Below are 14,771 nucleotides of genomic sequence, written 5' to 3'. Positions count from 1 at the left end.
TCAGGAAAATGGCTACCGTAGGTAGTCAGCTTATCTGTAAAAACAATAAAAAGACGAAGAAAAATGTTAAACATACATTTTTCTTCGTCTTTTTTTATAAGCTAGAACTCCTTATGTCCCAGACTCTTATTTTAATTGAAGCTTGCAATCTGGGAAGTCTGGTCGACTAATATACCATCATCCAGCATCAAGAGACGGTCTGCCTTAGAGAAGAGGCGCTGATCGTGGGTGATCATGATGCAGACGGTATTCGATGATTTGACACGTTGTTTCAGCATATCCACCACTTCCAGTGCCCGCTCCTTGTCAAGGCTCGCTGTCGGTTCATCAGCTAAAATCATCTTAGGCGCATTCATGAACGCCCGGGCAATCGCTGTCCGCTGTTTCTCTCCGCCTGACAGCCGGTTCGGATAGGCTGTCGCGCGGTGCGTCAGACCGAAGTCCTGCAGCAGGGTAGCGGCTCTTTCTGATGCTGCCTGAGCTGACATCCCGTTTTCCTTTGCGACTGCAGTCAGCTGATCTTTGACGTTCAAGTAGGGCAGTAGGTGAGAAGCCTGGAAGATGAAGCCGATATCGCTGAGCCGCATGGCCGTCATCTGCTGGTCGCTTAATGACTGCCATGAACGGCCGTCCAGCACGATTTCTCCGGAAGTAGGGGTCAAGAGCCCGCCGATAATGGTGAGTAGCGTGCTTTTTCCTGAACCGGATGGGCCGTAGAGGATGACAATTTCACCGTCCTGCACATTGAGATTGATACCTTTCAGCACTTCTGTAGCTTGCTCGCCTGTGCCGTAAGTTTTAGTGATTTCTTTGATTTCGAGCATCTTATTCGCCTCCTAAAGCAAGTTGCGGGTCTATACGAATGACCTTGATGAGTGACAGTAATGCGCCGACAAGACCGACGACGAAGAATAACGCAGCAAGTAGAGCGATGAGCTGATTATTTAAGAAGAACGGCATGGTAACAGGTAGCTGGCTGGCAATAACAAAAGTCAGACCGATCGCCACAGCGACACCGATAGTCGTAATGATCAGGATTTCCAGCAGTATCATACCGGCAATCTTAGCATTCCTGAAACCAATCGCCTTCAAGATGCCATACTCAGTTGTTTTCTGGATGGTGATGACATAGAAGAAGGCGGCGATGACTATCGCGGAGATCACGAACAGAAAGATGACCATCAAGTTCAGTGGCAGCTGTTCCGCCTCGTAACTTGCGATGCCTTTCTTCAGATCATCAGCTGAAATGACCTTTGCGTCCCTCAGGTTACTGACAGCATCCTGATTGACAAGACCGATATTCGGCTTGATAGCAGGGTTGATTCTTTTGATACCGTCTTCTGTCATGTAGCCGACAGCCGTATGCGCATACATATTGTCTTGAACATAACCGGTGACTTTATAGTGAATATCTTTATTTTTGACCTTGATCGTATCGCCGATTTTGATGTCCTTCTGCAGATAATCATCGATAGCAACCTCATTTTTATTCGCGGGCATTCTTCCTTCGGCGATTTCAGGTTTGGCATCTTTCATATAGACAGCTGCAAGCCCGGTATTGTTCTCAAATGTGGCAAGCTGCATGGACAGAAGGGGGATATCCTGATCCTTCAGTTCTTTGATGTCCTGGTCGGATAACTGGGAAGCAGTCAGTGAGTGATTGGCGTCATCACTGATAACGTAGTGGCTGCTGTTCAGCTCTTCAATCAGTGAGATATTATCTTTTCCGAGTCCTTGTGCTAAACTTGAGACAAAGAGAACAAGAAAAGCGAGTAGGAATAAAATAGCGGTAATCATGGCATATTTAAATTTATAGTATTTAAGTTCCTGCAGTGCGAGTTTCATGGGTCAACATCCTTTCATTGTTTGAATATACACTGATTATAGAAGGGTTATATGAACGGAATATGAACGGGAGGTAAAAGATGAAAAAAATATTGGTAGTGGATGACGAACGTGCCATCCGTGAGATGGTAGCACGCGGATTGCAGCAGTACGAAGTGCTGCTTGCGGCAGACGGTGACGCCGCGATCCAGCTACTTGATCATGAGAAAGTGGATCTCTGTATAGTGGATGTCATGATGCCCGGTATGGATGGTTTTGAGTTATGTGACCATATTAAGAGGTACTACGAGAAGCCGGTCATCATGCTGACAGCGAGAAGTGAGCTGAGTGATAAACGCTCTGCCTTTGAAGCAGGAACAGATGACTATGTGACGAAGCCGTTTTTAGTGGAGGAACTGGCGTTCAGAGTGAATGCGATACTTAATCGCTATCAGGCGCAGTCTGTGCTGACGTTCGGTCGTATGCAGCTTGATGTCGACAGCTATGAAGTGACTGTCGGAGAGGATACGCTCTATCTGCCGCGAAAAGAGTTTGAGCTGCTGGCGGAACTCGTCAGATTAGCGCCGAAAGTCGGCAGCCGTGAACAGCTGATTGAACATGTCTGGGGATTTGATTTTGACGGTGATGAACGCACGATTGACGTCCATATCAAGCGGCTGCGCAAAAGGCTTGCCGCCTATCCTGACTTTGAGATACTGACTGTCAGAGGGGTCGGCTATAAGGTGCAGCATGTTTAAGAGGCTGTCGACCCATTTTGTTGTGTCCACCCTCTTCACTTTCTGTCTGAGTGCGCTTCTCAGCTTTATCATCGCCAACGTCTACTATCATCTGTTCCTTAAGCCGGCGAATGATGAGCGCATCACTCAGATCGTCAGAGAACAGAAACATTTTATCGAATCACATCCTGAGATTGAAGCGACGACTTTCTTCTCACAGATGGCGTCGCTGAATTTTCAGGTGATGACAGTGCAGGACCATACAGTGCGTTACTACGGCACACCATTTCGGGTCAGGAATCTGGAGGACAGTCACAAGGGTATCTATCACGGAATTAAAGACCGGCCGTTCAACTTATTCATCACCGGCTTTTTTGACAATGAAACGCGCAACACAGTCGGGATGGATATGAGAGTTGCGGGTGAGGACTACCGCGTATATATCAGGCCGGACGTCGGTCAGAGCATGGGCGAGTTCCGCATATTTCTTGCCATCTTGCTGGTCTATATCTTCATTTTCACGGTGTTTTTCATTATACTGAGCGCAGGTTATTTCGTGAATCCGGTGAAGAAACTGCAGCTCTATGCGAAACGGATACGGTCGGGTGATTATAGTGACCAGTCGTCTATTACTAGACGCGATGAGATCGGGGAACTGGCCCGGGAGATGGAGGAGATGTCCATCGCCATTCGTCATCATCAGGCGGTCAACGAACGGTTTGTGGCCAATGTCAGTCATGAAATACAGTCCCCCATCACTAATCTGATCGGCCTCACTGATCAGCTGGCAGAGCGTTACAACAGCGAGACCATAGCAGCGATCCAGCATCAGTCGAGACGCCTCAGCGGGCTGACGAAACAGCTGCTGACCCTGGCGGCCATTGAGAATGAAGGCAATGAACTGCAGCTGGAAACATTTAGCGGCAGAGAGATGATGAAAGAAGTCATCAACACCTTCATGTTTCAGCTGGACGAAAAAGAGCTGCTGCTGACGACACATTTTGATGACAGCGAGCTGACCGCACATAGAGCGCTCTTTATGCAGCTGGTGACGAATCTTTTGTCCAATGCGATTAAATATTCGAAGCAGGAAGGTGCGATACTGATCACCTTGAAGGAACGGGTCATCACGATTACAGATGAAGGTGAAGGCATGGATGATAAGACGCAGCAACACTTGTTCGAACGTTTCTTCAAAGCGAAAAGTAACGAGGATCATGTACCGTCGAATGGACTCGGCATGGCTATCGTCAAAGAGATTGCTGATCTGCATGGTTTCAGAATAGAGGTTCAAAGTTCAGTGAATCAGGGGACGACCATAACGGTTATATGTTAAAATAGGACTAATTTAATGAAGAGGTGACTTAGTGAGAGAAGGATTAATCTATAAAGCGTTAAGTGGATTTTATTATGTCGAAAGCGAAGGAGAAAGCTTCCAGTGCCGGGCGAGAGGCGTCTTCAGGAAGAAAGGTCTTTCCCCGCTGGTCGGAGATAGAGTGAAATTTCAGATTGAAAATGAAGTGGAAGGCTATATCACAGAACTTCTGCCGCGACAAAATGAGCTTGTCCGGCCACCGGTAGCAAATATCGACCAGGTCCTGGTTGTCATGAGCGCAAAGGAACCGGCATTCAGTCTTAATCTGATTGATAAATTTCTGGTCATTGTTGAAAGCTACGATATTACACCGAGCCTGATAGTGACGAAGCAAGATCTGCTGTCATCAGCCGAGGAAGCCTTTATTCAGAGCAGGCTGGATTACTATCAGTCTATCGGCTATAAGACCTATCTGATTTCGAACCTGGAGGATCAGTCAGCGATGCTTCACATGCTGGTGCCGGGTATCAATGTGCTGAGTGGACAGTCAGGCGTCGGTAAATCATCTCTGATCAATGCGGTGCGGCCGGAATCCAATCTGGAGACGGGTGTGATCTCGAACGCGCTGAACCGCGGTAAGCATACGACGCGTCATGTCGAGCTCATCAAGACCAGTCAGGGCTATATTGCGGATACACCGGGCTTCAGCTCCCTTGATTATGCCCATATCGACAAGTATATGCTCAAGAACTGCTTTCCTGAGTTTGTGGCTGCGGCTGACGACTGCAAGTACCGCGAATGTCTGCATGTCAATGAACCTAAATGTGCGGTGAAGGCCCAAGTAGGTGAGTCTATCCTTCAGTCCCGCTATGACCATTATCTGCAGATGATGAATGAAATTGAAACGAGAAAGGTGAGATACTGATGAAAATAGCACCTAGTTTACTGTCCTGTGACTTCACTGAACTGAAAGAGGAAGTCAGACGGCTGGAAGAAGCAGGTGTCGACTACCTGCATTTTGATGTCATGGATGGCCGTTTTGTCCCCAATATCTCCTTCGGTCTGCCTATTTTAGCGCAGCTGAGGGAAATAACGGAGCTGACGATTGACAGCCACCTGATGATAGAAGAGCCGGAACGCTATATAGAAGCTTTTGCTGAAGCGGGCAGTGATATCATCACGGTTCATATTGAAGCGACTTGTCATATCCACCGGGCGATTCAGCAGATTAAACAGACGGGTAAAAAAGCGGGGGTTACGCTGAATCCAGGTACGAGTGTCGAGCAGCTGCTGCCGGTGCTGCAGGAGGTCGACCTTGTGCTGGTGATGACGGTCAACCCGGGATTCGGCGGCCAGTCATTTATCGGCAGTATGGCCGATAAAATCCAGTTTCTCGCAGACTACCGGATGCAGCATCGGCTGGACTTTGAAATAGAAGTGGATGGCGGGGTCAATGAACAGACGGCAGCAGTCTGCCGGCAGGCTGGGGCGGATGTGCTGGTAGCCGGCTCGTATTTCTTCGGCCATGAAGATTATCAGACACCGACATCTATTTTAAGAGGTGAATAATATTGGACTTACATCTATTATGTACAGCACACAACTTCAACAGGCGCACACTGGAGAAGCTGAAAAATGAAGACTGGATCGGCATTGATTACGGCGCAGTGATGCTGGTTCAAGCAGGCATCAGACCGATTGCGGCATTCGGGGATTTCGATTCACTGACAGACGATGAGCTCAGCACTTTGCAGGCCGAGCTGGATATAGATGTGCTGCCGTCTGAAAAGAATGAGACCGATCTTGAGGTGGGGATTCAGTATACGCTTACGCTCGACTATGACCGCGTCTTTATCCACGGCGCGACAGGCGGCAGAATGGATCATTTTCTCGGCAACCTGCAGACACTGTTGAACAAGGAAGTGATGTTATCTGCCAGCGAATTCTTTATGGTCGATGATGTCAATGTGATTCAGGTGCTGCCGACAGGGACTCATATTATCCAGCGTTACCAGGATATGACCTATATCTCCTTTATTCCGGTTGAAGCAGGTGTCTTTCTGACGATTGAGGATCTGAAGTACACTTTACCGCGTACACAGCTGAAAATGGGGACCACTCGGACGGTGTCCAATGAATTTGTGACGGACCGGGCACAAGTGATAGTGGAGAATGGCATGGTTTATATGATTCAGAGTAAAGATGCATAAAAAAAGACCTTCCACACAAAGGTCTTTTTTTGTATCTATATATGCATTAAACGCGAGTGACTTTACCTGATTTAAGTGCACGAGCTGAGACCCATACACGTTTAGGTTTACCATCGACAAGGATTCTAACTTTTTGTAAGTTAGCGTTCCAGCGACGTTTGTTCGCATTCATAGCGTGTGAACGGTTATTACCCGTCACAGCTTTACGACCTGTAACGTGACATACTTTAGCCATGTTATTTCCTCCTTTAATGACATATAGAAATACACTTATCTTTCCACACCATAGTAATTTAACACAATATTTATTGCATTGCAATGATTTTAACGTCAGTTTTCTCCGCTACGTGTTCATTTTTGCCACAATACTTGTATATGAAGCCGTTTATTGCTTATAATAACATGATGAATCAATTAAATGAGGAGGTTCCTTATGACTTTAGAAATCAACAATGAATACGGCAGTATTGATATTTCAAATGATGTCATCGCAACGATTGCTGGCGGTGCTGCTGTTGAATGTTACGGAATCATCGGGATGGCCAGTAAGCATCAAGTAAGAGATAATATCGCTGACATCCTAAGACGGGATAATTATTCTAAAGGCGTCATCGTCACGCAGCATGAAGGTACACTCGCTGTAGATATGTACATTATTGTCGCATATGGTACGAAGATTTCTGAGATTGCCAATAATGTACAATCAGTCGTCAAATATACGCTAGAAAAAACACTCAATCTCAAAGTGAACTCAGTGAACATATATATCCAGGGCGTACGTGTCATTCAACTGGATGAGGAAGAATAGGGAGGATCTTATTAATGAACAAAATCGATGGCAAGCTATTTGCTGAAATGATTGCTGCAGGGGCAAATAACTTATCACAAAATGCAGAGTATGTGGATTCTCTGAATGTTTTTCCGGTACCGGATGGTGACACAGGAACCAATATGAATCTGTCAATGTCTTCAGGTGCAAAAGAGACAAAAGAACATATCGAGGCCCATATCGGCAATGTAGGGAAAGCCTTCTCTAAAGGATTACTGATGGGTGCACGCGGTAATTCAGGCGTTATTTTATCTCAGCTGTTCCGCGGCTTCTCAAAATCCATCGAATCATGTGAGGATATCGATGCGAAAAAGTTTGCGAAGGCCTTCGATTCCGGTGTTAAGACAGCATATAAGGCAGTGATGAAGCCGGTTGAAGGGACGATTCTGACAGTCGCGAGAGAGGCAAGTGAACACGCCACTGAAATCGCTAAATCGACAGACGACGTCATCGTGGTAATGGAGGCGATTGTGGAAGCGGGGAATGCCTCACTCAAACGGACACCTGACCTGTTGCCTGTCCTGAAGGAAGTAGGCGTTGTCGATAGCGGCGGACAGGGTCTTGTTTATGTTTACGAAGGGTTCTTAGCAGTCATGAAAGGTGAAAAAATCGCTGAACCTGTCAACGTGAAAATGGATGAGAATTTCATCAATGACGATCACGATTTCGGTGATGTGGTTAAAACTGAAGATATCGTCCCTGGCTTCTGTACGGAATTCATGGTGCGTTTTAAGTCAGGTATGAAGCCATTTGACGAAGATGAGTTCAGAAATGATATGGCGCAGTTCGGCGATTCACTACTCGTTATCTCTGATGATGAGATCGTTAAGACACACGTCCACTCTGAAACACCGGGTGAAGCGCTGACTTATGGTAGTCAGTACGGCGAGATCATTAAGATCAAAGTTGAAAATATGCGTGAACAGCATCGTGAAGTACTGCGTAAACGCGGCATCAAGCAGCAGGCGAAGGTCGTAGACAAGGCCGTGATCACGATCTCCATGGGTGAGGGGATCACGCAGCTCTTTGAATCGATCGGTGCGACACATGTCATCAGCGGCGGCCAGACGATGAATCCTTCAACAGAGGATATTGTCAAAGTCATTGAATCATCTCAATGTAAAGAAGCGATTATTCTGCCGAACAATAAAAACATCATTATGGCGGCTGAACAGGCTGCGAGTGTCGTGGATATTCCGGTGATCGTGATTCCGACTAAAACCATCCCGCAAGGCCTGTCCGCATTGCTCAGCTATACACCGGAAGCTGAACTGGAAGAGAACAAGGCAGCGATGGGAGAGGCGATCAGTCATGTGAAATCAGGTTCAGTCACATATGCTGTCCGTGACACTTCAATCGAAGGCGTGGATATCGCAAAAGGTGCCTATATGGGTCTCTTTGAAAGTAAGATAACAGTGTCGGACTTTGACCAGACCAAAGTCTGCGAGGAGCTTCTTAAGACGATGATTGATGAGGACAGTGAAATTGTCACCATTATCGCCGGAGAAGAAACAGACGAGGCACAGGTCAATGCCTTAACTGATTACATTGAAGCGCAGTATGAAGATGTGGAAGTAGAAGTTCATCAAGGTCAGCAACCTATCTATAGTTTTATCTTTGCTGTTGAATAATGAAATATCGAAAAGCTGTTTCCTCGGAAACAGCTTTTTACTTTTTTTACAAAAAATACATGTTGCCATTTAATTATACATTAAATGGGAGGTGCATCATGCAGGAGGATAAGAGTACTTACTATGCTTTGATTGCGGCCACTCTCACCACTATCATCGTACTTTTCATCATCAGCCAGAACTGGCTAGGCTGAACCATCAGTGGGTCCCTTTAGACTGTTCACGCTGATTATGTCATAATGGACTTAATATAAAGACTATGTTAAGGATTAGGTTGTATAAAGAGGGATGGCATGACTAAACAACATCTGATTGAAACAGAACGACCGCTGACAGATCTTAAAGGGGTCGGTCCGCAGACAGTCCTAAAGCTCAATGACTTAGGACTTTTTACGATGAGTGATATTATTATGCATCTGCCTTACCGCTATGAAGATGAAACGGTTATCAATATCAATGAGGCAGCAGACGGAGAAAAAATCACGGTGACAGGTGAAATCTATAGTACGCCGCGTGTCAGCTATTTTGGGCGCAGTAAGTCTAAAATCATGTTTCATATGCTGGTGGACGGGGTGGCGATCCGAGTAGAATATTTTAATCAGCCGTATATTAAACATCAGATCAATATAGGGGACACTGCGACAGTGACAGGGAAATGGCAGCGGACGAAGCAGATAATCCAAGGGACGAAGTTCAGCAAGGCGGTCGCATCAAGTGAGAACGCACTTGTCCCGCAGTACAGCCTGAAAGGGCTGGTGAAACCTAAGCAGTTTCAGAAGTTTGTCGGCCAGGCTTTTCAGGCGACGGACATCACACCGATGATACCGGCCTATCTGATGGAGAAGTATAAGCTCTGGGACTTGAAAGAATCTCTTCTGACCCTGCATTTTCCTGAGGATTATCAGGCGCTGAAGCAGGCGAAGCGGACATTTGCGTTCTGTGAGCTGTTCCTCTTTCAGCTGAAAATGCGTATGCTGAATCAGACAGAACATGCGGCGGGGCTAGCTGTCAGCATTGATTATGATATTCAGGCTGTCAGAGCCTTTATTGAAACGCTGCCCTTTGAATTGACAGAGGCCCAGAAAAAAGTGGTCAATGAAATTTTTCGCGACATTAAACTGCCGATGCGTATGAACCGGCTGCTGCAGGGAGATGTGGGCTCGGGTAAGACGGTTGTCGCAGCCATCGCCATGTATGCACTGCTGACAGCTGGTTATCAGAGTGCGCTCATGGTACCGACTGAGATTCTGGCGGAGCAGCATGCAGAAAGTCTCGCTGGTCTTTACGGTGACCGGGCACGCGTGGCGCTTCTGACGAGTTCCGTCAAAGGGAAAAGACGACGGATCCTGCTCGAACAGTTGGCAGCGGGTGAAATAGATGTCATTGTCGGGACCCACGCCTTAATACAGGACGAAGTCATTTTCCATCGTCTGGGGCTGGTCATTACGGATGAGCAGCATCGCTTCGGGGTCAATCAGCGTAAGCGGCTGCGGGAGAAAGGCGACGACGCCAACGTCCTTTTCATGACAGCGACACCTATCCCGCGGACGCTGGCTATCTCTGTATTCGGGGAGATGGATGTCTCAACGATCAAGGAGCTGCCGAAAGGCCGGAAACCGATTGAGACATCCTGGGCCCGTCATGAGGAGATGGAGACGGTCCTTGCCCAAACGAAGCAGGAGATTGCCAAGGGACGTCAGGCGTATGTCATCTGTCCGTTGATTGAAGCATCTGAGAAACTGGACGTGCAGAATGCGGTTGAAATTTATGAGACCTTCAAAGGACATTTCGGCGAGCGAGTCGGCCTCCTTCATGGTCGGATGTCTTCAGAAGAAAAAGATGCTGTCATGGCTCAGTTCAGCCGTCATGAACTGGATGTCCTGGTGTCAACGACCGTCGTTGAAGTAGGGGTGAACGTCCCCAATGCGACGATGATGATCATAATAGATGCAGAAAGGTTCGGTCTGTCAACGCTGCATCAGCTGCGCGGACGTGTCGGACGGAGCTCGCACCAGAGTTACTGCATCTTGATCAGTAATCCCTCTACTGAAACAGGAATAGAGCGGATGCAGATCATGTGTCAGACAACAGATGGTTTCCTGTTGTCAGAGAAAGACCTCGAAATGCGGGGTCCAGGCGACTTCTTCGGTGTAAAACAAAGTGGTCTGCCGGACTTCAAAGTCGCGAATATTGTGGAAGATTATCGGATGCTCGAAGTGGCTCGTGACGAGGCAAGTGAAATAATATTAAGTGGTAAGATTGATGACCCTGAGAATGTCTGGCTGAAGAAAAGAATGCTGCTCGAAGTCACTACACTTGAAATGGACTAGGAGATGAATGATGAGAATTTTTTACAGGGTTTTAGGATTGCTGTTGATCGCGGCAGCTGTTGTCATGTTTTTCTGGCAGGATATACGTGCGGTGGTCACGGACCAGGTCAACGACAAGATCATCCAGGCCTATGAAAAGAATGAAGCCTCTCCGGAAGTCAATGACCTGGAGAAATGGATCACAAAAACAGAGCCGGAGAAACTGAAGCTGACAGAAGATATGCTCGGCTATCTGAAGATCCCCGCTGCAGATATCAATGAGCCCTTATTAAAAGGGCCGGCCACACAAGTGAATTTGAAAAACGGTGTCACGCTCGTCGAGAAAGGCGAGCAGCTCAGTGAGCAGAATGTCGCGATCGCAGGTCACCGCGTTGAGGGTGCCGGTATCCGATTCAACTATCTGGATCGAGCGAAGAAAGGGGATATCGTGACGATTCTGACTCGTGACGGTGAGAAGAACTATAAGATCTATGATATTTTTGATGTTAATCCTGCGCAAGTCGACGTGCTGAAAGAGCATAAAGGCAAACCGCAGGAGCTCACGCTCATCACCTGCGACAGCTATAATCCGGATACCTTACTATTTGAAAAGCGCATGATCGTGAAAGCACGCATCGTGACATCAGCTTAAGCTCCTTTTCAGGAGCTTTCTTCAGTTATTGTTTAACAAAATAGCGCAAGTTATGATAAACTAATTAAGACCAACTACTAAAAGGATGTCCTAGTATGAAAAGAATGACTAAAATAGAGCGTCAGAATCAGCTTGTGTCAAAACTTCGAGACAATCCATTTTTGACAGATGAAGATTTAAGTGAAGCATTTGGAGTCAGTATTCAGACCATTCGTCTGGACAGGCTCGAACAGAACATTCCGGAACTGCGTGAACGAATCAGAGGTGTCGCAGTGCAGCATCATGATGAAGTCAAGGCACTGCCACTGGATGAAGTCATCGGTGAGATTATTGAGCTGCAGCTGGATAAAGTAGCGATTTCAATCCTTGATATTCAGGAGGAACACGTCTTCCACCGTAATCAGATCGCCAGAGGGCATATTCTTTTTGCCCAGGCCAATTCACTGTGTGTGGCGTTAATTGATGATGAACTGGCATTGACCGCCTCAAGTGAGGTCAAGTTCATCAAGCCGGTTAAACTCGGTGACCGTGTTGTCACCAAAGCGGTACTGAAGGAAAAACGTAAAAAACGTGCAACCATTGAAGTGGAGAGCTCGGTGCAGCAGCAGCGGATATTCACAGGCAAGTTTGTCATGTATTACTTTGGTAAAGGAGAAGAGTGATGATTAAAATAGCGGTAGACTTGATGGGCGGCGACAATGCCCCTGATATAGTAATAGAAGGCGTCAAGCAGATGCTTGACAAAGAACCGGATGTAGAAATTCTGTTGTTCGGTGATGAGAAATATGCATTTCAACATGAGCGTGTCACTTTTCAGCACTGCACAGAAGTGATCACGATGGAGGATGAACCGGTTCGCTCCATCCGCCGCAAGAAAGATGCTTCGATGGTCCGTATGGCTGAAGCCGTGAAATACGGTGAGGCTGATGCCTGTGTGTCGGCGGGTAACACCGGCGCACTGATGTCTGCCGGACTCTTTATCGTCGGCCGATTGCCAGGCGTGGAACGGCCGGCACTTGCGCTGACGCTGCCCACTATCGATGATAAGGGATTTATTCTGCTGGATATGGGCGCAAATGCTGATGCGAAACCCGAACATCTGTCGCAATATGCGCAGATGGGCTCCATCTATGCCAAGTCGATTCGTAAAATTGCGAACCCGACTGTCGGCCTGCTGAATATCGGAACGGAAGATAAGAAAGGAAACGCACTGACACGCGAGACCTTCAAATTGCTATCAGAGCAGGACACCATCAACTTCACAGGGAATGTGGAGTCTAAGACGCTTCTTCTCTCTGCCGCTGATGTGGTGGTGACAGATGGCTTTACCGGCAATATGGTCCTGAAGACACTGGAAGGGACAGCGACCGGTATCTTCAAGATGCTGAAGCAGGAGCTGACGAAGAACGTGAAGAATAAGCTGGCTGCAGGCGTCCTGAATAAAGACCTGCAAAACCTTAAGGGCAAGATGGATTATGCAGAGTACGGCGGCGCTGTCCTGTTCGGACTGAACGGTATCGTGATCAAGGCACATGGTTCTTCAGACGGCCGTGCATTTTATAACGCACTGCGTCAGGCAAAAGATTCTGTGCAAGAAGGCGTCGTCGAGGCGATGAGAAAAGAGGTCTCACATGACTAAACGTGTACTGATGTTTCCTGGGCAGGGTTCACAGAAGTTAGGGATGGCGAGCGACCTGAAAGATGCCGTGAACGCATTGACAGGACAGCTGGATTTCGACATGGTGGCTATCATGGCCCGCGATGAAGAGAAGCTTGGTTTAACCGAGTATACTCAGCCGGCCATCGTCAGTCATAGTGCTGCCCTGCTTGAACGTTTTAACGCTGATTTCGATTATACGATCGGCCATAGTCTCGGTGAATACGCTGCCCTTGTAGCAAGCGGCGTCATCCGTGCAGAAGACGCAGTCCGGATTGTGGCCAAACGCGGTCAGTTGATGGCATCGGCTTTTCCGAACGGTGTCGGTGCAATGGCGGCTGTTCTCGGCCTGCAGATCGCAGAGGTTGAAGCACTCTGTCAGGAGCTGTCGACAGAAGAGGCCGTCATCGAGCCTGCGAACATCAATTGCCCGGGGCAGATCGTGGTTTCCGGTCATCAGTCTAAAATTGATGAACTCGTCAAGAACGGGAAGGCACTCGGCGCAAAAAGAGTGTTGCCGCTTAACGTCTCAGGCCCCTTTCATTCCTCTATGATGAAAGTCATCGCAGCGGAGTTCAGTGAATTTATTGAAGGATTTGAATTCCGGGATGCTGAAGTGCCTGTCGTCCAGAATGTGTCTGCTGCGCCTGAGACAGATGCAGCGACCATTAAACGTCAGCTGATAGAGCAGCTCTATTCACCTGTCCGCTTTGAACAGTCGGTGCAGAATCTCATCGAATTAGGGGTCACTGAATTCGTTGAGATAGGGCCGGGCAAAGTATTAGGCGGCCTCGTGAAGAAAATCAGCCGTGATGTCACAATCACATCGATTGAAACTTTAGAAGATTTAGAAGGGTGGAATGATGAATGGCAACAGCACTCGTAACAGGCGCATCTCGCGGTATCGGCCGTGCGATTGCCCTGCAGCTGGCTGAAGACGGTTTTGACATTGTGGTCAACTATGCCGGCAGTCAGGATAAGGCAGAAGAAGTAGTGAAAGAAATTGAGCGGCGCGGACAGAAAGCGGTGGCCATACAGGCCAATATCGCGCAGAAGTCGGAAGTACAGGACATGATCAAGTCCGCCATCGAGACATTCGGTTCTATTGATGTCATCGTCAATAATGCCGGGATTACGCGTGACAATCTGATGATGCGTATGAAAGAAGAGGAGTGGCAGGATGTCATCGATACGAACCTGACAGGTGTCTTCAACGTGGTGCAGAGTGTAACACGTCAACTGCTGAAGCAGCGCGCAGGCACGATCATCAATGTCTCGAGCATTGTCGGTTCAATCGGTAATGCCGGACAGGCCAATTATGTCGCAGCTAAAGCCGGTGTTGAAGGGCTGACCAAGACATTCGCCAGAGAACTCGCCTCACGCAATATCACGGTCAACGCGATTGCGCCAGGCTTTATCGTCTCTGATATGACCGATCAGCTGAGTGAGGAACTGCAGAACGGTATGAAAGCACAGATTCCCCTCGGCAGATTCGGTGACGTGGTAGATGTTGCGCACGCGGCTAGCTTTTTGGCGTCTGATAAGGCAAAATATATTACAGGCCAGACCATTCACGTCAATGGCGGCATGTTCATGAACTAACATTT

The 14,771-nt window shown here is 47.7% G+C and carries 16 protein-coding genes; 13 read left to right on the top strand and 3 right to left on the bottom strand.

Features of this window, described 5'->3' with window-relative positions; all coding sequences use genetic code 11:
* Window positions 1–131: 131 nt before the first annotated feature.
* Window positions 132–824 (bottom strand): ABC transporter ATP-binding protein, encoded by a 693-nt coding sequence (locus ERX55_RS07650; protein WP_133451984.1) that lies wholly within the window; start codon window positions 822–824, stop codon window positions 132–134.
* Window position 825: 1 nt separating this feature from the next.
* Window positions 826–1,845 carry an ABC transporter permease gene (locus ERX55_RS07645; RefSeq protein WP_133451983.1) on the bottom strand — a complete coding sequence of 340 codons (1,020 nt, stop codon included), beginning with the start codon at window positions 1,843–1,845 and terminating at the stop codon, window positions 826–828.
* 80 nt (window positions 1,846–1,925) lie between these two features.
* Here ERX55_RS07645 and ERX55_RS07640 point away from each other — a divergent pair, with 80 nt between their 5' ends.
* From ERX55_RS07640 to ERX55_RS07620, 5 genes are read left to right on the top strand one after another with little or no spacing between them, the layout of a single operon-like run.
* Entirely contained in the window at window positions 1,926–2,582 is a 657-nt protein-coding gene (locus tag ERX55_RS07640; RefSeq protein ID WP_133451982.1) for a response regulator transcription factor, read from the top strand.
* Window positions 2,575–3,897 carry a sensor histidine kinase gene (locus ERX55_RS07635; protein WP_133451981.1) on the top strand — a complete coding sequence of 441 codons (1,323 nt, stop codon included), beginning with the start codon at window positions 2,575–2,577 and terminating at the stop codon, window positions 3,895–3,897. The genes ERX55_RS07640 and ERX55_RS07635 overlap by 8 nt, the downstream gene beginning before the upstream one ends.
* A 31-nt stretch (window positions 3,898–3,928) precedes the next feature.
* A complete protein-coding gene (gene rsgA, locus ERX55_RS07630; protein WP_133451980.1) occupies window positions 3,929–4,801 on the top strand; it encodes a ribosome small subunit-dependent GTPase A in 873 nt (290 codons plus the stop codon).
* The gene (gene rpe / locus ERX55_RS07625) at window positions 4,798–5,445 is read left to right on the top strand and encodes a ribulose-phosphate 3-epimerase (protein WP_133451979.1); all 648 of its coding nucleotides are present in this window, start codon (window positions 4,798–4,800) and stop codon (window positions 5,443–5,445) included. Before rsgA ends, rpe begins: the two co-directional genes overlap by 4 nt.
* Window positions 5,446–5,447: 2 nt before the next feature.
* Window positions 5,448–6,086 (top strand): thiamine diphosphokinase, encoded by a 639-nt coding sequence (locus tag ERX55_RS07620; RefSeq protein ID WP_165983745.1) that lies wholly within the window; start codon window positions 5,448–5,450, stop codon window positions 6,084–6,086.
* Between the two features lie 46 nt (window positions 6,087–6,132).
* Here ERX55_RS07620 and rpmB read toward each other — a convergent pair whose 3' ends face one another.
* Window positions 6,133–6,321: a 50S ribosomal protein L28 gene (rpmB, locus tag ERX55_RS07615; RefSeq protein ID WP_133451977.1), complete on the bottom strand. Its 189-nt coding sequence runs from the start codon at window positions 6,319–6,321 to the stop codon at window positions 6,133–6,135.
* Between the two features lie 198 nt (window positions 6,322–6,519).
* Here rpmB and ERX55_RS07610 point away from each other — a divergent pair, with 198 nt between their 5' ends.
* From ERX55_RS07610 to fabG, 8 genes are all read left to right on the top strand, one after another.
* Entirely contained in the window at window positions 6,520–6,894 is a 375-nt protein-coding gene (locus tag ERX55_RS07610) for an Asp23/Gls24 family envelope stress response protein (RefSeq protein WP_133451976.1), read from the top strand.
* A 14-nt stretch (window positions 6,895–6,908) separates the two neighbouring features.
* A complete protein-coding gene (locus ERX55_RS07605) occupies window positions 6,909–8,546 on the top strand; it encodes a DAK2 domain-containing protein (protein WP_133451975.1) in 1,638 nt (545 codons plus the stop codon).
* Between the two features lie 293 nt (window positions 8,547–8,839).
* Window positions 8,840–10,876, top strand: a complete 2,037-nt coding sequence (gene recG / locus ERX55_RS07600) for an ATP-dependent DNA helicase RecG (protein ID WP_133451974.1) — start codon at window positions 8,840–8,842, stop codon at window positions 10,874–10,876.
* A 10-nt stretch (window positions 10,877–10,886) separates the two neighbouring features.
* Window positions 10,887–11,507, top strand: coding sequence for a class A sortase (locus tag ERX55_RS07595; RefSeq protein ID WP_133451973.1), 621 nt, complete (start codon window positions 10,887–10,889; stop codon window positions 11,505–11,507).
* A 95-nt stretch (window positions 11,508–11,602) separates the two neighbouring features.
* On the top strand, window positions 11,603–12,169 hold the full coding sequence (gene fapR, locus ERX55_RS07590) for a transcription factor FapR (RefSeq protein WP_133451972.1): 567 nt from the start codon (window positions 11,603–11,605) through the stop codon (window positions 12,167–12,169).
* Window positions 12,169–13,146 (top strand): phosphate acyltransferase PlsX, encoded by a 978-nt coding sequence (plsX, locus tag ERX55_RS07585; RefSeq protein ID WP_133451971.1) that lies wholly within the window; start codon window positions 12,169–12,171, stop codon window positions 13,144–13,146. The genes fapR and plsX overlap by 1 nt, the downstream gene beginning before the upstream one ends.
* Complete coding sequence (fabD, locus tag ERX55_RS07580; protein ID WP_133451970.1) at window positions 13,139–14,050, top strand: ACP S-malonyltransferase; 912 nt, start codon at window positions 13,139–13,141, stop codon at window positions 14,048–14,050. Before plsX ends, fabD begins: the two co-directional genes overlap by 8 nt.
* Window positions 14,032–14,766 carry a 3-oxoacyl-[acyl-carrier-protein] reductase gene (fabG, locus tag ERX55_RS07575; protein ID WP_133451969.1) on the top strand — a complete coding sequence of 245 codons (735 nt, stop codon included), beginning with the start codon at window positions 14,032–14,034 and terminating at the stop codon, window positions 14,764–14,766. Before fabD ends, fabG begins: the two co-directional genes overlap by 19 nt.
* Window positions 14,767–14,771: the final 5 nt, after the last annotated feature.

The organism is Macrococcus bovicus (assembly GCF_004359575.1).
Taxonomy (GTDB): Bacteria; Bacillota; Bacilli; order Staphylococcales; family Staphylococcaceae; genus Macrococcus; species Macrococcus bovicus.
This window is presented reverse-complemented; position numbering and strand designations above follow the sequence as displayed.